At 45.1% G+C, this 19,967-nt stretch carries 17 protein-coding genes; 7 read left to right on the forward strand and 10 right to left on the reverse strand.

Annotated features, from left to right (window positions below):
* Positions 1 to 359: 359 nt before the first annotated feature.
* Both MY523_RS07745 and MY523_RS07750 read left to right on the forward strand, forming a co-directional pair.
* Positions 360 to 1,610, forward strand: coding sequence for a tyrosine-type recombinase/integrase (locus tag MY523_RS07745; protein ID WP_250658214.1), 1,251 nt, complete (start codon positions 360 to 362; stop codon positions 1,608 to 1,610).
* 127 nt (positions 1,611 to 1,737) lie between these two features.
* A complete protein-coding gene (locus tag MY523_RS07750; protein ID WP_250658215.1) occupies positions 1,738 to 1,968 on the forward strand; it encodes a hypothetical protein in 231 nt (76 codons plus the stop codon).
* A 54-nt stretch (positions 1,969 to 2,022) separates the two neighbouring features.
* Here MY523_RS07750 and eda read toward each other — a convergent pair whose 3' ends face one another.
* From eda to zwf, 4 genes are read right to left on the reverse strand one after another with little or no spacing between them, the layout of a single operon-like run.
* On the reverse strand, positions 2,023 to 2,649 hold the full coding sequence (gene eda, locus MY523_RS07755) for a bifunctional 4-hydroxy-2-oxoglutarate aldolase/2-dehydro-3-deoxy-phosphogluconate aldolase (protein WP_250658216.1): 627 nt from the start codon (positions 2,647 to 2,649) through the stop codon (positions 2,023 to 2,025).
* A 40-nt stretch (positions 2,650 to 2,689) separates the two neighbouring features.
* On the reverse strand, positions 2,690 to 4,495 hold the full coding sequence (edd, locus tag MY523_RS07760; protein WP_250658217.1) for a phosphogluconate dehydratase: 1,806 nt from the start codon (positions 4,493 to 4,495) through the stop codon (positions 2,690 to 2,692).
* Between the two features lies 1 nt (position 4,496).
* Positions 4,497 to 5,219, reverse strand: a complete 723-nt coding sequence (gene pgl, locus MY523_RS07765; RefSeq protein WP_250658218.1) for a 6-phosphogluconolactonase — start codon at positions 5,217 to 5,219, stop codon at positions 4,497 to 4,499.
* Positions 5,216 to 6,718 carry a glucose-6-phosphate dehydrogenase gene (gene zwf, locus MY523_RS07770; protein ID WP_250658219.1) on the reverse strand — a complete coding sequence of 501 codons (1,503 nt, stop codon included), beginning with the start codon at positions 6,716 to 6,718 and terminating at the stop codon, positions 5,216 to 5,218. The genes pgl and zwf overlap by 4 nt, the downstream gene beginning before the upstream one ends.
* 467 nt (positions 6,719 to 7,185) lie before the next feature.
* On the opposite strand from zwf, the gene MY523_RS07775 reads away from it, so the two are divergent.
* From MY523_RS07775 to cynS, 3 genes are all read left to right on the forward strand, one after another.
* Entirely contained in the window at positions 7,186 to 8,019 is an 834-nt protein-coding gene (locus MY523_RS07775) for a formate/nitrite transporter family protein (RefSeq protein WP_250658220.1), read from the forward strand.
* 66 nt (positions 8,020 to 8,085) lie between these two features.
* Positions 8,086 to 9,807 carry a bifunctional protein-serine/threonine kinase/phosphatase gene (locus MY523_RS07780; protein WP_250658221.1) on the forward strand — a complete coding sequence of 574 codons (1,722 nt, stop codon included), beginning with the start codon at positions 8,086 to 8,088 and terminating at the stop codon, positions 9,805 to 9,807.
* A 44-nt stretch (positions 9,808 to 9,851) separates the two neighbouring features.
* Positions 9,852 to 10,301, forward strand: coding sequence for a cyanase (gene cynS, locus MY523_RS07785; RefSeq protein ID WP_250658222.1), 450 nt, complete (start codon positions 9,852 to 9,854; stop codon positions 10,299 to 10,301).
* Between the two features lie 69 nt (positions 10,302 to 10,370).
* Here the strand turns inward: cynS and MY523_RS07790 are convergent, their stop codons facing one another.
* Positions 10,371 to 10,931, reverse strand: a complete 561-nt coding sequence (locus MY523_RS07790) for an Hsp20/alpha crystallin family protein (RefSeq protein WP_250658223.1) — start codon at positions 10,929 to 10,931, stop codon at positions 10,371 to 10,373.
* A gap of 371 nt (positions 10,932 to 11,302) precedes the next feature.
* Here MY523_RS07790 and MY523_RS07795 point away from each other — a divergent pair, with 371 nt between their 5' ends.
* A complete protein-coding gene (locus MY523_RS07795) occupies positions 11,303 to 11,893 on the forward strand; it encodes a Crp/Fnr family transcriptional regulator (RefSeq protein ID WP_250658224.1) in 591 nt (196 codons plus the stop codon).
* A 59-nt stretch (positions 11,894 to 11,952) separates the two neighbouring features.
* Here MY523_RS07795 and MY523_RS07800 read toward each other — a convergent pair whose 3' ends face one another.
* From MY523_RS07800 to MY523_RS07810, 3 genes are all read right to left on the reverse strand, one after another.
* Complete coding sequence (locus MY523_RS07800) at positions 11,953 to 13,977, reverse strand: NADPH-dependent 2,4-dienoyl-CoA reductase (RefSeq protein ID WP_250658225.1); 2,025 nt, start codon at positions 13,975 to 13,977, stop codon at positions 11,953 to 11,955.
* Between the two features lie 236 nt (positions 13,978 to 14,213).
* Positions 14,214 to 16,100: a propionyl-CoA synthetase gene (locus MY523_RS07805; RefSeq protein WP_250658226.1), complete on the reverse strand. Its 1,887-nt coding sequence runs from the start codon at positions 16,098 to 16,100 to the stop codon at positions 14,214 to 14,216.
* 101 nt (positions 16,101 to 16,201) lie between these two features.
* Positions 16,202 to 16,990: a ribonuclease H family protein gene (locus MY523_RS07810; protein ID WP_250658227.1), complete on the reverse strand. Its 789-nt coding sequence runs from the start codon at positions 16,988 to 16,990 to the stop codon at positions 16,202 to 16,204.
* Positions 16,991 to 17,188: 198 nt separating this feature from the next.
* Between MY523_RS07810 and MY523_RS07815 the strand changes: the two genes are divergently transcribed.
* Entirely contained in the window at positions 17,189 to 17,527 is a 339-nt protein-coding gene (locus tag MY523_RS07815) for a YkgJ family cysteine cluster protein (RefSeq protein ID WP_370301522.1), read from the forward strand.
* A gap of 65 nt (positions 17,528 to 17,592) precedes the next feature.
* On the opposite strand, the gene MY523_RS07820 is transcribed toward MY523_RS07815, so the two are convergent.
* Complete coding sequence (locus tag MY523_RS07820) at positions 17,593 to 17,847, reverse strand: cold shock domain-containing protein (protein ID WP_250658228.1); 255 nt, start codon at positions 17,845 to 17,847, stop codon at positions 17,593 to 17,595.
* A 116-nt stretch (positions 17,848 to 17,963) separates the two neighbouring features.
* Complete coding sequence (locus MY523_RS07825) at positions 17,964 to 19,877, reverse strand: DNA topoisomerase III (RefSeq protein ID WP_250658229.1); 1,914 nt, start codon at positions 19,875 to 19,877, stop codon at positions 17,964 to 17,966.
* Positions 19,878 to 19,967: the final 90 nt, after the last annotated feature.

Consider the following 19,967-nt stretch of genomic DNA (forward strand, 5'->3'; position numbering starts at 1 on the left):
AGGGACTCCCCTTTACCGGAGCAGTCAATGCAGCTATTACCCCGTTAGCAACATCATAAAGTCTGTTTTAGGTTCAAATAAAGATTAGGATACGGAAGTCACGTTTACTCGAAGAAATATACTTACTGAATGTCTTCGTCACAGTTAAGCCCCTCGCCCCCAACAGCACACGTAATAAGTCATTAGTGCTTCTTCAACTACGACCCACCAATTAGCCCAAAAAATTGATTTTGCAGCTATTAAAGTAAAAATTATTTTGTGATAGTCGATAGTAATTTTTACACTATGGCCACTCTATGCGGTATATTGATTACTCGTTTTACCGTTAGGCAACAATAAGACTCAAAGAGCAAATAGCGTTGAAATATAAACATAAAAGCCCCCTCCCCCTGTTCGACACGCTTAAAGTGATGCTAGAAGAGAAGTACGAGAAAAACCCAACTGTGCTGGCTCGTATAAAGTCAGATGCACCAGCCAATGCCGAATCAGATTATAATATTGCCTGTGAGTTTTTATGCAGTTATCGGGGTAGTGCCGATACGTTTGCGTCGTATCGCCGAGAAGTTGAGCGTCTATTGCAATGGGCCTGGTTCGTGGCAGGTATTAGCCTCAAAGACATACGACGTTCTGAAATAGATGACTTTCTGGACTTTTGTCAACATCCCCCTAAGGAGTGGATTGGTTTGAAAACGGTTTCTCGCTTTGTTGACCAGCATGGGCAACGCGTTATTAACCGGGAGTGGCGACCTTTTGTTTCTAAAGTGGGTAAAGTTGAGTACTCGTCTGAACATACGCCAGATATCAATAACTGGGTATTATCACAAAAATCATTTCAAGCGATCTTTTCAATTCTCAGTAGCTTCTTTAACTTTCTGATTCAGGAAGAACACAGTGACGTCAACCCTATTGCCCTTATTCGCCAAAAGAGTAAATTCATCCGCAAAAAGCAGAGCGAAAAGATTCGCCGCTTATCTGATTTACAATGGGAATATGTAATTGAAACAGCAGAAATAATGGCGCAACAAAACCCGCTTGTGCACGAGCGAACGCTGTTTGTCATGAACGCGCTGTATGGCATGTATCTGCGTATTTCCGAACTGACACAAAGTGAGCGCTGGTACCCCAAAATGGGAGACTTTCAGCTAGATATGGATGGCAATTGGTGGTTTATCACTGTTGGTAAGGGTAACAAAGAGCGATCAGTTTCTGTCAGTGATGAAATGCTGGCCGCTTTAAAGCGCTACCGAACCTATAGGAATTTATCTGTTTTACCCTACCCGGGAGAGCAGACTCCACTCATCCCAAAAACCAGGGGAACGGGTGCTGTATCAAGCACGCGTCAGATCAGAAATATTGTACAAACTTGTTTTGATGCAGCCGTCAAACGGATGGTTGAAGATGGGTTCATTGAGGATTCTGAGCGGCTAAAAACAGCGACGGTTCACTGGCTCCGCCACACAGGAATCTCCGACGATGTTAAGCGCCGCCCAAGAGAACACGTAAGAGATGATGCCGGGCACGGCTCAAGCGCAATTACTGACAAGTATATTGACGTTGAACTGCGTGAAAGGCATGCGTCGGCGCGAAAGAAGTCTATTAAGCCAAGCTAACAGTCGGCTAATCTAAAAGAATATAAGCATACGCAGCATTAACCTACGTTATTTACTAAAGCGACTTACACACCGTAGGAATTATTGCTACAATTTTGTGTCGCTCAACTCAATGTATGGTTATATTATGGATGATTGGAAAGTTTCAATAAAACAGCAACTTGTGACACATAGTTCAGGTAGTGTCTTTAAGTTTAATGGTCGACCCGGGTCAACAAATTACGGCGTTTCCCCCTCATTTAATAGTACAAACCTCACTGCACTGGAACAGGTTCAGTTGATCCGAAAAGCGGTCAGCGTGTATCAACAATCGACTGAGGAAATAAATGCACACCTTCAAGAGCTTGAGACATCATAAACGCTGTTGTTAAACAAATAGTCTTCGGTTCTGAGAAAATTTGAACTTCTGCGGCTATATCCGGGCTGAAAGCTCGTATATTTCATTCCACTGTTTATCCGCAATAAGCTTGCGTGAAGCAACCCAGGAACCACCAATAGACTTCACGTTGCTCAGTTCAAGGTACTTAAGGTAGTCCAGCTCACTGATCCCCCCTGTCGGGCAAAAGATAACGTTAGGAAAAGGCCCGGAGAACGCTTTCAACATATCAACACCGCCGGCCTGGGCCGCCGGATAAAACTTTAAGAAATTAAACCCATTACTTGTCGCTGTCATAATTTCTGTTGCTGTAGCAACGCCGGGTAAATAAGCTAATCCATGTTTCTCGGCTTGTTCGGCAATATCAAGTGAAAAGCCAGGGCTTACAATAAAACGCCCACCCGCTTTTGCAACGTCTGCGACCTGTTCAGGCCTCACTACTGTTCCTGCACCCACAATAATATCGGGAAAACTGCCAGCCAGGATATGTATTGCTTTAAGCGCTGCGGGTGTTCGTAACGTAATTTCAATTAATCGAATTCCGCCTTTGGTAAGTGCGCCTGCAAGTGATATTGCATCTTCAGCATCATCAATCACAATAACCGGAATAACGGGCTTGGTATGCAATAACCAAGCATCAAACATAGCATCGGATTTATTCATCAGTTGTTTCCTTATATCCTTGAAGGGCAAGTAATTGTCGCTATTGAAACGTTGTAGCCCCCTCCTCTGCTGATGTTGCTCTCGATCTCATGCCTTGAAACAACCCTCTTCCCAGACTGCTTGAACTTTGCTTGAGACTCTCATTGGTAAACTGCTTCAGTCTGGACTGGAGGTCTGCATTAACTGACAGAGTGCCTTTAACCGCATCAATGTCTATAACATCTCCCTCAGCGATCACTGCAATAGCCCCCCCTGCATTACTTTCCGGGGTGACATGAATCACCGATAACACTTTACCCGATGCACCCGATAAACGCCCATCCGTCACTAACGCAACGTTATAGCCTCTATCCTGTAATACGCCCAACACAGGCATAAGCTTATGCAGTTCGGGCATTCCGTTCGCGCGTGGCCCCTGCTCTTTTACCACTACAACACAATCTTTATCTAGCAACCCTTCTTCAAAGGCCTGTTTAACGGCTTCCTGCGAACAAAAGACGGCTGCTGGAGCTTTGATTTTGTGATGCTTTTCGGGCACAGACGATAGTTTTACAATGGCCCGTCCAATATCTCCGGCAATCAAACAGAGGCCGCCGCTGGCTGCAAAGGGGTCAGAACCTATTCTGATAATACTTTTATCAAGGCTCTCAGTGGAGGCTGTCCAGGACAAAGTTTGATTGCCCAATGAAGGTCTCTGAGTATACTTTTCAAGTCCTTGCCCCATAATCGTCGCTACATCGCGGTGCAGCATACCAAGCTCAAGAAGCTCCTTAATAACCAGTGGGACACCTCCTGCGTGATGAAACTGATTAATATCAGCATCCCCACTAGGGTAGACCCGAGCGAGCAAAGGAACGACGGCTGACAATGCTGAAAAATCATCCCAATTGATCACTATCCCAGCGGCACGAGCAATCGCAACAAGATGAATGGTATGATTGGTAGAGCCTCCAGTGGCAATAAGCCCAATCATTGCGTTTACAACGGACTTTTCGTCAATCATTTTTCCCAGTGGGGTATAGTGATCAGTAAGTGCTGTAATTTTGCATATTTGTTCCGCGGCCGATACTGTCAGTGCATCCCGCAATTCAGTGCCAGGCGGAATAAAAGATGAACCAGGAAGATGCAGACCAAGAAACTCCATCAGCATCTGATTACTATTCGCCGTCCCGTAAAACGTGCAAGTACCAGGAGAGTGGTAGGACTTAACTTCTGCTTCGAGCAATTGGTCTTTACTTATTAAACCTTCTGCATACTGCTGCCTGATGTGCGCTTTTTGTTTATTCGGTAAACCTGTTGGCATAGGGCCTGCTGGTACAAATACCGCTGGCAGGTGACCAAACTCCAAAGCCGCGATTAGCAGGCCGGGCACAATCTTGTCGCAAACTCCCAAGTACAGAGCGCCGTCAAAAACGTTGTGGCTCAATGCAACTGCGGCGGACATCGCTATGACATCACGGCTCAGTAGCGAAAGCTCCATACCTGGCTGGCCTTGAGTAATGCCATCGCACATTGCCGGAACACCAGCGGCAAACTGCGCGACATGCCCCTTTCTAGCAACGGCTTCCTTTATAAGTTTCGGGTATGCGCTATACGGTTGGTGCGCTGAAAGTAACTCATTATAGGCAGAGATAATAGCGATATTTGCATGCTGCTCACGCTGTTTAAGAATTAACTTTTCGTGGTCTGTGGACGCCGCCACATCATGCGCCAAGTTGGTACAGCTTACCTGGCTTCTTGCTGGGCCTTGCACAAACGCCGTCTCAACCTTGTTAAGATAGGCAGCCCTGCTTTGCGCACTGCGATGCAAAATTCGATCTGTAATCATAGATATGGTTTTGTTCATATCAGCTCGCCTTGTTATCGCTAGTAGCCGCCCAAAATACGGTTACCGGAACAGCGTCTTGTTTGAGTACTGCTGTAATGGGTAAGTTTGGCACCGCACTTGCGTTAATCTCTTTGCAAGCACGCCTATATACGGCCAATTTATCTTCACCTGTCATTAGCAGATAGATTTTCTTTGCTGTTAGAATTTTGGCTAGAGTAAGAGATATTCGCTCCTTTGGCTCTGACGGAGCAAAGGTCGCCAGGCACTGCCTGGAACTGCTTAGATCCAACCCTTTTGCTAAAACATCGGAATGCGGAAACAGCGAAGCAAAATGGCCATCAGCCCCCATCCCTAATATGACCAAGTCTAAAGATGGGAGTTCATTTTGAAGATACTTTTCGAGCTCAGCTTCAGCCTTTTCTGCTGAAGGATGATGAGTTTTAAGGCTGATAAAACGAGCACCTTGAGCGCTATTCTGTAATAAGTGCTGCCTAACCATTCTCTCATTACTCGCAGTATGATCAACAGGTACCCAACGCTCATCTGTTAAGGTTATCGTGACGTTATGCCAGCTCAAATCGACTAAGGAAAGACCGTCGTATAGGTTAACAGGTGTTGTTCCGCCACTGACCGCGAGACTAGTTTCGCCCGACTCTTTTATAGACCTCGAAATATCTCGTGCAATTGTATCTACAAGCTCGTTGAGCATTTCCTGATGGTTATTAAATAATCGCTCAATCACTCTTCCCCCTCGTTAAGCATACTCTCTTGTAGAGGGCTGCTTGTCTCATCCCACAGACGACCGTCTTTAGCCAGCAATAGTGTGGCAGCAGCTGGCCCCCAGCTACCGGCAATATAGGGTTCAGGCTCCTGCTCTGACTCATCCCAGTGCTTCAAAATTGGGTCAAGCCACTCCCAGGCAGCGATTAGTTCGTCCTGCCTGACAAATAGCGTTTGATTATTACTAATGACATCACCAAGCAGTCTTTCGTAAGCATCAGGTATATGTTTACGGTTAAGGTAGTCAGGGCTTAAACTAAGCTCGGTTGACCGCACACTAACACCTGGGCCTCTTTTCTTTTCACACAGTTTTAACCTGATTCCTTCATCAGGCTGGAGTCGAAATACCAGCTTGTTGGCCATGGTATTTTTATGCTGTAAGTCGAAAATTGAGTGGGGAACTTCCTTAAAGTGGACAACAATTTCACAGGCTCTATGAACTAACCGCTTCCCCGTTCGAAGGTAAAAAGGAACCCCAGCCCAACGCCAATTATCAATTTCAACTTTCATGGCGACGAATGTTTCTGTTTCACTCGAAGGAGCTACGCCCTCCTCGTCCAGATAACCAGCGACGGCGACGCCGTTCGAAATACCTGAACTGTATTGGCCCCTAACGACTTTTTTTTGTACGTCCTGATCGCCCAGTACTCGAAGCGCTCTAAGCACTTTTACTTTTTCATCACGAACGGCATCCGGGTTAAACCGGGCAGGAGGCTCCATGGCGACAATACACAGCAGTTGCAAAAGGTGGTTTTGCCCCATATCCCTAAGCGCACCCACGTGATCGTAAAACTGTGCTCGCTCCTCAACCCCCAAGGTTTCAGATATCGTAATCTGAATGTTATCGATATATTTCTGATTCCACTGAGACTCAAATATTGTGTTGGCAAACCGCAAAACCAGCAGATTTTGAACAGTCTCCTTCCCCAAGTAATGATCGATTCTAAAGATCTGCTGCTCTTTAAAGTGGCGGCACACCAGTTGGTTTATTTTTTTCGCAGAAGCCAAATCTGAACCAATAGGCTTTTCCAACACTATTCTACTTTTTAAGCTATTTAAGCGGGCCTTGGCTAACCCATTACATATTTTTCCGTACAGCGCTGACGGCGTAGCAAGATAAAATATCTTATTGCTGTCGGCTTGCTGTTCAACCAGCTCCTTTAGCTCACCGTAGTTATCAGGCTCTGTTGCGTCAAATGACAAGCAGACAACATGTTTTGTGAAAGACGCCCACTTTGATTTTAATTTTTTATCATTAAGGTCGTGTTTAACCCCGACAGACTTGTGCAACGTTTCGATAAAGTCTTTGTGCTCTCGTCTAAATAAAGCAACCAGCCTCCACTCATTAGGAAGCCTCGCGTCAGCGTATAGCGAAAACAGTGCTGGCAAGAGTTTGCGGGTAGATAGGTCTCCAGTTGACCCAAACAACACTAAGTCAAATGGCTCATTTAACGGCATCATAATCAATACGGCCCCTATTACAAATTGACTCGCTGAACAACTTCGGATGTAACAACGGTAAAGCCACAAAACTGAAAAAGAGACATGCTTACCGCAGTCAGACTTATCGTTATACCATAGTTTATTAGGGTAAGGCCAAACAGCATCCTAGCCAAGCATTTAAAGATTATGTCGATCAATAGAGACCAGCCTGACGATAGTGATCAGCTAGAATAACATGCCAAGGCCTTTGCTTGATGCGTGCACAAAAGGTGTGCAGGATGCGAAATATCTTAAGTTGAATGTCTTAATATCGCCCGTAAATTGATTCTGGCTGCTCGTTAAAAATCACTATTTTCTGCATATAAAATAGCGTATCCCTCTGTTATTTCGTAATATTTTATATCTGGCATATCAATTGCGTTTACAGGAATATGGTTAGAACCATTTGCACTTAAACAAATGATACTAGTGAAGAGAGAAACGATATGTCATATCTAGCGCCTTCCGAGTTTGCCACCAAGATGGTGGACGCCGGAGAATCAAAAATATTTATGTCTACCAGAGACACCTTAATCCGAGCGTTTATGGCCGGAGCAATATTAGCTTTAGCTGCGGTGTTCGCAATTACCGTCGCAGTTAAAACAGGAATGTTTTTACTCGGAGCAATATTATTCCCGGTCGGCTTTTGCATGCTCTACCTAATGGGCTTTGATTTGCTAACGGGAGTGTTTGTGTTAGCGCCTTTAGCGCTACTCGATAAGCGCCCAGGCGTTACAGCCAAGGGCGTGTTGAGAAACTGGGGACTAGTCTTTGTAGGCAACTTTGCTGGAGCCCTCACCGTCGCGTTTATGATGGCGTTTATTTTCACCTACGGGTTTAATGTCGAGGCTGGCCCTATCGGAGAGAAGGTAGCAGGCATTGGCGAAGCACGCACACTAGGCTATGCACAATACGGCGCTGATGGTTGGTTAACTATTTTTATACGCGGAATGCTGTGTAATTGGATGGTATCTCTCGGTGTTGTAGGCGCAATGATCTCAACGTCAGTTAGCGGCAAGGTTATTGCGATGTGGATGCCAATATTTCTATTTTTCTTTATGGGGTTCGAGCACTCAGTCGTAAACATGTTCTTATTCCCCTTTAGTATCATCATGGGGGGGGACTTCTCGGTTATGGATTACCTAATCTGGAATGAAATTCCAACAGCGTTAGGCAACCTAATCGGCGGTCTCGCCTTTACAGGGTTAACCTTGTATACAACACACGTCAAAACGGCACCAAAGCGCTCAGCTGAACCCTACATGAGCAAAGTGGCATAACCTTCAATAGGTTAAACAAGCCTAAACCCGGTAAATCTGTTTAGGCTTGTTTATACAATGAGTATTATGAAAGAAAAGCTCAAGGTTTCCCTTGGACAATGCTCTGATCGCGGCAGAAAGTCAGAAAACCAGGACAATCATGGCGCCCGCCTTCCCAATGATTCACTACTAGCACTGAAAGGCGTTGCGATCGCAATGTCTGACGGCATTAGTTCCAGCGATGTAAGTCATATAGCGAGCGAAACTGCCGTTAATGCATTTCTTGAAGACTACTACTGCACGTCAGAAGCCTGGTCGGTAAAAACCTCAGCCGAACGAGTGTTAAAAGCGACAAATTCCTGGCTAAACTCTCAGTCCTTAAAGGATTCAAGTCGCTACGACAGAGACAAAGGATATGTTTGCACTTTTAGCGCAGTCATTCTAAAAAATCTCACCGCTCATATTTTTCATGTGGGCGACTCAAGAGTCTATCGCCTCAATGAGAACGGCCTTGAACAACTAACTCACGATCACCGCTTATGGGAAACTGAAGAAAAAAGTTATCTTAGCCGGGCAATGGGCATGGCTGCCCAGTGCGAGTTCGATTATCAAGCGCTTCCCCTTCAAAACAACGACATTTATATCATCTGCACTGACGGGGTCTATGAATTCGTTAAGACACAACAAATAGTTGAAACAGTCAGACATTATAATGATGACCTGAATAAGGCCGCCCGCACGATTGCAGAGCATGCATATAACCAAGGTAGCGAGGATAACCTAACCATACAAATTGTTAAAATTGAATCACTTCCCACAGACGTTCACAACGACATTAAAAAAACTGCTGAAGCATTAAATCTTCCGCCAGCACTAACAGCCGGTGTTGAATTTGACGGATACGAAGTTCTGCGCCAGATCCATACAAGTAGCCGCAGCCTGGTTTACTTAGCGCAAGACAAGGTGTCTAAAAAGAACGTTGTCTTGAAGATACCGACATCAAATTCCCACGACGATAAGCGTTATATAGAGAGCTTTTTACTTGAAGAGTGGATAGCCAGACGCCTCAGCAGCGCTCATGTACTTAAGGCTAAACGGCCCGACCGGGAACGCCAGTACATTTACACTGTGTTTGAATTTATAGAAGGCCAAACCCTTGCTCAATGGGCAATAGACAACCCAAAACCATCGCTTGAAACGGTTCGCGGTATTGTAGAGCAAATTGCAAAGGGTCTACATGCATTTCATCGAATGGAAATGCTGCATCAAGATTTAAGGCCAGAGAATATTATGATCGATACGGAGGGTACCGTAAAAATTATAGATTTTGGTTCTGTTAGCGTTGCTGGCCTGGTTGAAACAGAAGTACAACAGCCACTGACCTATTTAAAAGGAACTGCGCTCTATAGTGCACCGGAATATTTTTTGGGTTGCTCGGGTACGGTCAAATCCGAGCTGTTTTCACTCGGCGTCATCACCTATTTCTTACTTTCTGGACGCTACCCATATGATACTGACGTAGCCAAAGCCAAAACTCGAGCAGCGCAAAAAAAACTTTGGTACCGCACGATTATCAATGACGAGGTAGAGATTCCAATATGGGTTGACGATGCAATACATAGAGCCGTTCACCCTTTCCCGGAAAACAGGTATGAAGAGGTTTTCGAGTTTATCCATGACTTGAAGAAGCCAAACCGCAGGTTCATAGAAAAAACACGGCCTCCTCTCATACAGCGAAACCCAGTAAGGGTATGGCAAGGTATTTCAGCAATACTCGCCATGATAGTCGTTTACCTGATCAGTCAATAACGATGATGAATCCTTCTAGTCAATCTAAATAATCGGAGAATATAATGATTAACAGTCGTGAAGAGGTAACAAACCTGATTCTTTCAAAAAAAGTAGCGAAAGGTATCAAGTGGAGTGAAGTAGCAGCCTCTATTGAACTTTCAAAAGAGTGGACGACCGCAGCTTGCCTGGGGCAGATGACCTTTAGTAAGCAGCAAGCAGAGATCGTTGGCAATATTTTTGAGCTCCCAGACGAAGCCATTGCATGGTTACAAATTCCTCCCTATAAAGGGTCTTTGCCCACCGCCGTTCCTACAGACCCTCTTCTGTACCGATGGTATGAAGTGGTAAATGTATACGGGTCAACGATTAAAGCCCTTATACACGAAGAGTTTGGTGATGGAATAATGAGCGCTATTGATTTTTCGATGGATATCAAGCGAGAAAAAAACCCAAACGGAGACAGAGTTGATGTGACCCTGTCAGGTAAATTCTTACCCTATAAAACCTACTAACTTTGTATATAAAAGAAAGGCAGCCTCATCAGGCTGCCTTTCGGTCATGTTGCAGACAACAATATAGCGTTAACTCGCCTTTTTAATATCAATATGCCTTACATTAGTCTTTGCAACTTCCTTGCGAGGTATATTGATCGTCAAAACCCCATTTTTGAAGTCTGCTTTAATATCATCCTGCGAAGCATCTTCTGGAAGGGATAAGACCCTTTGGAATTTCCCGTAAGTCCGTTCCATACGGTGATACTCTTTATTTTTATCCTCTTTCTCCTGCTTCTTTTCACCCTTTATTACCAGCGTATCATTTGACACCTCAAGTTCTACCGCGTCTTCATCTACGCCTGGCACTTCCAGCGAGATCGTGTAGTTCTTGCTATCTGATTCAATATTAATATTGGGCTTTAGCAAGTTAGTCTGCTCGCTGAAAAAGGACGTATCCCAACCTGTTGGCAAAGTGCCAAATCCCTTAAATGCTTCATCAAACAAACGGTTAATATCCTGATGCAAACGCATTATAGGGCTTTGCATCATAGGGCTGGGCGCCAAAGAGTGTTCGTTACGTTCCCTTTCACGCCTTTCACCTTCTTCATGATTTAGCCAGTTCCAGGGGTTTAGTTGTTTAAGATCCATAGCGCACCCTCCTCTCGTTACTATTACTAAGGACTCTGAGCCATCTTATCGTCGACTATCGGTAGACCAACCAGCTCAGAGACAACCTCTACCCTAAAGCTCTAACGTCAACTCTCAACTGACGTTTGTTGCTTCCTGTTGAGTATATAATTGCGGCATGAGTGTTATTCAAGAAGCACTGAAAGACCAATTTTTATTATGGATACAGCTGTTTATAGCTAGATGATTTATACGCCAAAGAGTGACGAGTATTCAGCAACTTAAATAGGAACTCACGCTTTACTGGCGTACTTGAGTGGGCGATAATCGCCGAACTGATAACGCATATTAAGATAATGCACTTAGTCTGAGTATCCAATACAGGAATAGCTGTGAATCAACATTTTTTAAAAATGCGTGAAACACTCGAACAACGCTTTAAAGCTGAACTTTCTGACTGGAGCCGGTTCATAGACTTTTTTCATCTGCAGCAACTCGATGAGGGTGAACACTGGATCAAAGCGGGCCAGAGTTGTGAAGAGTTCTTTTACATCGCAGAAGGTCTGGTTCGAATTTACTATGTCGACCAGGAAGGAAACGAAGTAAACGAAGGCTTTTATGAGGAAGGGATGCTACTGGGACCTATCTCTAGCTTCGTAAGCGGAGCTCCCTGCCCGTACTACATTCAGACTATTGAACCAGCCACCTTACTGATCGCAAACTATCCAAAGTTTCACGCATATGCTCTGGATAAACCGGAAATACTGAACTTTGAAATAACCTTTATGCATAGTTTGTTTGTCAGCAACGCCAAGCGCGATGCCAAACGTTTAATATGCAATGGTGAGCAGCGTTATCGTTGGTTTTGCAAAGAATACCAACATCTACTGGATCGAATTCCTCAGTATCACATCGCTTCATTTTTAGGTATGACGCCAGTCAGTCTATCCAGACTAAAGAAGAATCTTAACCAGACTAATTAAAAAGAAGAAGCCAGGAGTGCGGGCAGCCTGACTAGCTGCCCGCAACGCAATGGCCTATATTAGACTGCCAACGCGAGTCGTGTGCCCTGATCAATAGCACGCTTTGCATCAAGCTCAGCAGCGTAGTCGGCACCGCCGATTAGTTGATAAGGCTTGTTTAACCCTTCTGCCAAATCCCTTAATGGGTCTTGTCCTGCACAGATCACCACATTATCAACATCAAGAACGCGTTTTTCGCCCGCTACATCAATATGTAACCCTTGATCATCAATCTTTTCATACGAACATGCAGGAATCATGTTAACCCCTTTGTTCTTAAGTCCGGTGCGGTGAATCCACCCCGTTGTTTTACCGAGCTTGGCACCCACCTTCGATTTCTTCCTTTGCAGCAGATAAACCTTGCGCGCAGAGGGCGCTACTTCAGCGTCAATGCCTTCAATGCCACCGCGGGCTTTAAGGGTCATATCGACGCCCCACTCTTTCATGAACGCCTCAATATTCTGACTGGTTGCTTCTCCGCTATGACACAGATACTCAGAGACATCAAAGCCTATGCCACCTGCGCCAATCACCGCAACCTTCTTGCCAACATCAGCCTTGTCTCGAAGAACATCAAGGTAACCCAGTACTTTAGGGTGGTCGATGCCTTCAATTTCCGGCAAACGCGGCTGAATGCCTGTTGCAATAATAACTTCGTCGAAATCATTATTGTTTAAATCATCAACAGTGACTTTGCGCCCTAGCTCTAAATGAACCCCCGTTTTTTCAATTTGTTTACCAAAATAGCGAAGTGTTTCGTAAAACTCTTCTTTACCTGGAATTTGTTTTGCGATGTTGAACTGGCCACCGATTTGATCAGCAGCATCAAATAGTGTGACTTGATGTCCTCGCTCTGCGGCGGTTGTCGCAAAGGCCAAGCCAGCAGGCCCTGCACCAATTACAGCCAGTTTTTTAACGGTTTCGACTGGCTTAAGAACCATTTCTGTCTCATGACATGCCCGAGGGTTAACCAAACAGCTGGTTAGTTTGCCGCTAAATACATTATCGAGACAGGCCTGATTACAACCAATGCATGTATTGATCTCTTCGCTCTTACCCTCAATCGCTTTCTGTACGAAAAACGCATCAGCCAGGAATGGGCGTGCCATCGATACCATATCGGCATCACCACGCTCCAAAACCTCTTCAGCCACTTCGGGCGTGTTGATACGATTAGAGGTAATAAGTGGTATGTTCAGCTCTTTCTTGAACTTCGCAGTCACCCATGTAAATGCCGCGCGAGGAACTTTGGTCGCAATGGTCGGAACACGCGCTTCGTGCCAGCCAATGCCGGTATTAATAATCGTTGCACCGGCTTTTTCAATCGCTTTGCCTAATTGAAGCACTTCTTCATAAGTACTTCCGCCTTCTACAAGGTCTAGCATTGACAGGCGGTAGATAATGATAAACTCTTTGCCAACTGCTTCGCGCACCCGTCTGACAACTTCAACGGCCAAGCGCATTCTATTTTCGTACTCACCACCCCAGCGGTCATCTCGATGGTTAGTTCGTTTGGCCAAAAACTGGTTAATGAAATAACCCTCTGACCCCATCACCTCAACACCGTCATAGCCACCTATTTGCGCGTTAACTGCAAGTTGTACGATGTCATTGATCTGCTTTTCGATCCCCTCTTCGTCAAGCGCTTTAGGCTTAAATGGGTTAATAGGTGCTTGAACGGCAGAAGGAGCGACTGAATTTGGGTTAAAGGCGTAGCGGCCGGTATGTAAAATCTGCATACAGATTTTACCGCCTTCTTTGTGTACTGCATCAGTAATAACCCGGTGTGCCAACGCATCTTCTTTGGTCTTAATGAGTTGCGTTTGAGGGTGTGTTGCGGCCTCTGCACTTGGCCCAAAACCACCAGTAACAATCAACGCAACACCACCCCGCGCGCGCTCTGCAAAAAATGCGGCCATGCGCTCCAGGCCATCGGGCTGTTCTTCAAGACCGGTGTGCATAGAGCCCATTAGTACGCGGTTCTTAAGGGTGGTAAAACCCAAATCCAGAGGCTTTAACATATTTGGGTAACGTTTTGCTGACATCTCTATCTCCAGGTATCTCTCAGCACCGCTTTGAACGTGAACCGTCACGTATATAAAAAGGCCATGCTGAATTAGTTTTTTTGTATTCACTCTGAGTTTAGATAAACCAGAGTTTTGTCTAATTATCGACCATACTAATCATTACCTGTGTTGCGTTCCTTAACATTTGATAATAGGTTTGGTAAAACCGGGTAAACCTTTCACCCTTTTCACCATTTCATTGTGTCTGGCTGGTGCTAAGCCATCCCCAGTGCGGCAAAGCGCTCTTCCAAGTCCGCTAGGATCGTCGGATCGTCAATGGTTGACGGTATAGAGTAATCTTCTCCATCCGCTATCTGACGAATCGTTTTGCGTAATATTTTCCCTGACCGGGTTTTCGGCAATTTATCCACTACCATTGCACGATGGAAACAGGCTAGCGGCCCCACCTGATCACGTACCAGTTGAATGAGTTCTTTTTCCAGTATCTCCTCATCTACATCGACACCATCTTTAAGCAGCACTAACCCTATCGGCACTTGCCCTTTTAGTGGATCTGCAACGCCAAAAACAGCGCACTCCGCCACCGCTTGATGTGAACCAACGATTTCCTCCATCTCTCCTGTCGAGAGTCTGTGCCCTGCTACGTTAATCACATCGTCGGTACGCCCCATAATAAACAAGTAACCGTCCTCATCTATATAGCCTCCATCACCTGATAGATAATACCCGGTAAACGTTTCCAGATATGAACGCTTATATCTCGCAGTATCATTCCATATGGTCGACAAACAACCTGGTGGCATGGGCAGCTTAACAACAACATTTCCCTGTTCATTGGGTTGTGCCGTTTCGCCGTGCTCGTTCAATATCTGTACGTCAAACCCAACCGTCGGCATGGTTGCAGAACCCGGTTTTACAGGCATCAGCTCTTCACCCACGGGGTTGCAAGCGATGGCCCAACCAGTTTCTGTCTGCCACCAGTGATCAAGCACGGGTATACCAGATTTTTCTTTTAGCCATTCGTAGGTCGGCGGATCAAGCCGTTCGCCCGCCAAATACAGCCTTTCCAGTGAAGTTAAGTCATACTGATTAATAAGTAGACCCTCTGGGTCTTCTTTACGTATGGCTCGAAACGCGGTGGGTGCCGAGAACAGTATTTTCACTTTATGCTCACTGCAGACTCGCCAGAAAGCCCCCGCATCCGGTGTTTTAACTGGCTTACCTTCATACAAAATAGTTGTACACCCCGTTAATAACGGTGCGTAGATAATATATGAATGGCCTACGACCCACCCTACATCAGAGGCCGCCCAGTATACGTCGCCAGGCTTAACACCATAGACCCACTCCATGCTATATCGCATTGCGACTGCATGGCCGCCATTATCCCTCACTACACCTTTAGGCTTGCCCGTCGTACCAGAGGTGTAAAGTATGTAAAGCGGGTCTGTCGAACGCACTGAAACAGGGTCTTTCGGGGTTGCTTGATCTACGAGTGAGTTCCAGTCAAGATCCCGACCTTCAACGAGAGTGCACGGGGCTTGGTCACGCTGAACAATAATGCAGTTAGATGGCGTATGCTCGGCTAGTTCAACCCCCTGATCCAATAGCGGTTTGTATGCAATCACCTTGTTGATTTCGATTCCGCAGGACGCAGAAATGATAACTTTTGGCGTTGCATCGTCAATTCTCACTGCTAGCTCGTTTGCAGCAAAACCTCCAAATACAACCGAGTGAATAGCACCGATTCGCGCACACGCCAGCATCGCTATTGCAGCTTCTGGAATCATTGGCATATAAAGAATTACTCGATCACCTTTGCCAACACCTAAATCATCAAGTACTCCAGCAAACAAAGCGACCTTATCTCTAAGCGCTATATAACTGTATTTCTCAACAGTGTTCGTTACAGGCGAGTCATAGATCAAGGCCGTTTGATCCCCTCGGCCTTGTTCGATATGGTAATCTAGCGCAAGATAAGACGTGTTAAGTTCACCGTCGGCGTACCAGCAATCTAATCCCTCGTCCGTTTTGCCAAGGATTTTTTCTGGTTTTTTATACCAGGCAATAAGTTCAGATTTTTTCTTCCAGAAAGTTTCGGGGTTTGAGATCGATGAATTATAGGTGGCGTTGTATGACATGACAAAACTCCCTGCAACGTTACAAATTGTATACAATTACAAAGAGTTTAGAACACTATTTGATCAATTCATCTAAGACATAAGGCTAACAAGGTGATCATTTAGCCGGCCCTTAATGCCAGTATTGCAGGAACATCAATGTTTCCGGTATAACGAACAAATGCTTCCTCTTTTGACTCCATCGCCAAAATAGACATTCGGTCAGCCAACTCATTGCCTTCAACCCCAACATGCCCGTTTACATGAAGTACTTTTATATTCTCTTTTAGCGTTTGGTAGAGTGAAAATATCTCTTTAATCAGCTCAAGATTTTTAATTTCTCCGCCTGGCTTCTTCCAGCCTTTTTTCTGCCAACCTGCAGCCCATTGTGTAATACATTGAATTGAGTATTTTGAATCACAGAAAATGGCAACGGTTCGTTTTGCATCTACCTCGTTTTCCGCCATCAGCAGCGCTTGGTGCAACGCATTGAGCTCAGCAGTATTGTTAGTGCCTTTCGGATTATATAGGCCATACCACAGGCTATCTATTTTACCGTCTCGATAGACCGCCACCCCAGACCCGGCTTCGCCTGGGTTCGGCTCACAGCCTCCATCAGTAAAAATTTTTGTTTCTGCTTTAAGCTGCTCAACCTCCTGAGCGGAGTAGGTTTTTATTGTACGACTTGCTGTGTTCGCTTTACGCCTGGTTGCTTGTGGAGCACTTCCGCCTTTTGTCCCCACGCTTGACGATACTGAGCTCCCCTTAAAGGCAGACTCCGCTTCAGCTAACGTTTTAAATGATTTATATTTTGCACCAGCAAACTTATCAATCTGCTTTTTACAGGTTGCCCAATCAGTAAAAATTCCAGTTTCTCTACCACGCCACACTACATAATATTTCGATGCCACAATGTTTCCTTAAGATTGTTTGGTCGAACTAACAGTTAATTGTTTTACTACCGGGTATAATTTGCCATCTGCGTCAATGATTGGTGGACTCTCGCAGGAAATTATATACCTACTCAACTTACACAGCAGCAGCCAACAATGACAGTTAATCTCATAGATACTATTAATCTCACAGATAATATTAATTTCACAGATAATATTAATCTCACAGATACTATCAACAAGACCGACAATACCGATAATAGCAAAGCCACCTGCTCAAGCTGTGAAGCGATATGTTGCCGTATGAAAGTAATGATTATTACTGATACAGGCGTACCCGATCACTATATAGATACAGATAAATGGGGCAGTGAAACCATGGCCCGGCTTGATGATGGATGGTGCGCAGCACTGAACCGCAACACGATGATGTGCTCAATTTACGAAAAAAGACCATTGATATGTAGAGAGTTTGCAATGGGTGAAGATGAGTGTGTGAGTGCACGAAGCAACTATTCAGAAAAACACTATCCTGACACAGAGGGAAAGCTCTAACTCGTAAACTGCCGACCTGCTACCACCTGACGATTTATGCGATAGGCTATATCATCACATCAAAACTAGGTCATCACACCAAAAGGGTTTTGTTTAACGTTTCTACCGCCATTATGCTGATTCTTTTGATGGGATAGCTTAACTTTTTTAGCGACAAGCTTTGACTTATCTGCATGGCATTCAAACTCAACGGTTACGCCAACTCTTAGAAACTGACAGTTTAGTAAGTCTGCTTTGCGGACCATAATATCAGGCCCACTACCATTCTCAAGAAAACCATACTCTTTATCTCTAAACCACTTTTTAACAACAGTTTGCAAAATAGAACCTCCAATGTGCTGACATGATGATGGCAAACTAAAACGACGACGAGTCCTGTTTGGACACATCCAGGTATTAACCTCTATTAATAGGGAAATTGAGCCTCAGCGCTTTGCTAATGACTTCGCGCACTTACATTTTTGCTGTTTTTTCTTCTTTTTATAAATTTAGCAGATTTTTTCTGTTTAAGCCCTTTCAAGCCAATAGGAAGATTACAGCGTGCGTAATCCAGCAAGTCAAGTAACGATTTATCCAGAGGCGACATAAAGTCGGTGTAATTCTGCTCTTTTAAACTGATTTTGTTAAGCATTGACTCCCATTGTGCGGTCATATCGGGCAAGGTCATTGCCTCAGGTAAACTGGTTATTAGCCCTCGCCCTATTGGTGTGGCGTGTATATGCTTACCTTTGCGCTCAATAAAATGTCTTTTGAAGAGCAACTCTATAATGTTTGCTCGTGTTGCCTCCGTCCCCAGACCGTCGGTATCTTTGAGTATTTTTTTAACCTCTGGATTGGAGACAAATCGGCTAATACCCGTCATGGCGGCCAACAAGGTTGCATCGGTGAAAGCTGCTGGAGGCTTCGTTTGCTTGTCTAACACCTCCCCGCGTTCACAGAATAACAATTGCCCTTTCTTAACGTCTGGCAGGTTATCTTCATTTTTCGAACCGGAGGATGGCAGTAACTGCTTCCAGCCAATAGCCGTGGTATGCCGCGCTTTCGTGACAAAAACGCCCCCGGCAATATCCAGTTCAATTTTGCCATCGACATATTCCCAGCGCGGATAGAACTGCATAAGGTACTGCCTGGCTATCAATTCGTAAACCTGGCTTTCAACGCTTGAAAGCATGGCGCGGTTTTTCGCGGCCGTGGGAATAATAGCGTGATGGGCACCAACCTTATCGTCACTCCAGGCCTTACTTCTTATTCCGCTATCAGCCCCTTCGCATTCCCCCTTTAGCTGGCTCGTAGCCTTAATTGCCTGGATGATATCTGACGCTTGATGAAAGTGCGCCTCTGGCAAATAGCGATTATCTGACCTGGGATAGGTAATTAACTTATGGTTCTCATATAGCGCCTGACACGTATCTAATACGACCTTGGCGTTAAGGCCGTACCGCTTGGACGCATCGATTTGCAGTGACGATAAGTTGTACGGCAAAGGAGGTGCCTGTTTTTTGGGTTTGCGTTCAACATTTTTAACCACTGCTTGCTGATTAAAGATCCGGCCAATAACGTTTTCAGCCAGTGCTCTATTAATCACCCTGCCTTCGGAATCACAATAAGGTAAGCATGCCTCACTAGGTTGCCATTTGGCAGTAAATGGAGGGTGAGGCTCGTGCTGGATATGAGCCAACACCTCAAAGTATGTGGTAGGTTTAAAATCCTCAACCTCCAGATCGCGCTTAACAACAAGCCCCAGTAAAGGGGTTTGAACTCGACCTATCGAAACGACACCTTCGTAACCCACCTTCCGGCCTTGCACTGTGTAGGCTCGCGTCATGTTAATCCCGTATAACCAGTCAGCTCTTGATCGAGCCAGTGCAGAAATAGAGAGGGCAGCAAAATGGCTGTTCGGCTGTAGGTTTGATAATGATTTTGCAACCGCTGCATGATTAAGGTCACTGATTAAACAGCGTTGCAGGTTTGTTTTGACGCTACTGGAAACGCCCACATGGTTGATAACTTCATCAACCAGTAATTGTCCTTCGCGATCGGGGTCACCGCAGTGCACAATAGCTTTCGCTTGCTTGATAAGCTTCTTAACAACATTAAACTGTTTTTTTGTTTTATGTTTGGGAATCAGCTTCCATTGATTGGGCGATATCGGTAAATGTTCTAACTGCCATTTTTTAAAAGCCGGGTCATAGGCATCAGGTTCGGCCTGCTCCAGTATGTGGCCAATACACCAGGTAACCGCATCCCCGTTTCCTACCTTAACAAATCCGTCCTGTTTAATATGGGGCTTTGGCAACGCAGACACAATTGCTCTGCCTAAACTTGGTTTTTCAGCGATATAAAGTTTCATTTGGCCATTAAGAGTGGATAATCGGGCATTGGCTGACCAAAGCAGCCATAACACTGTATAGACTACTGGTTATAATAAATGGACGCAAGA

The organism is Alkalimarinus coralli (assembly GCF_023650515.1).
Classification (GTDB): domain Bacteria; phylum Pseudomonadota; class Gammaproteobacteria; order Pseudomonadales; family Oleiphilaceae; genus Alkalimarinus; species Alkalimarinus coralli.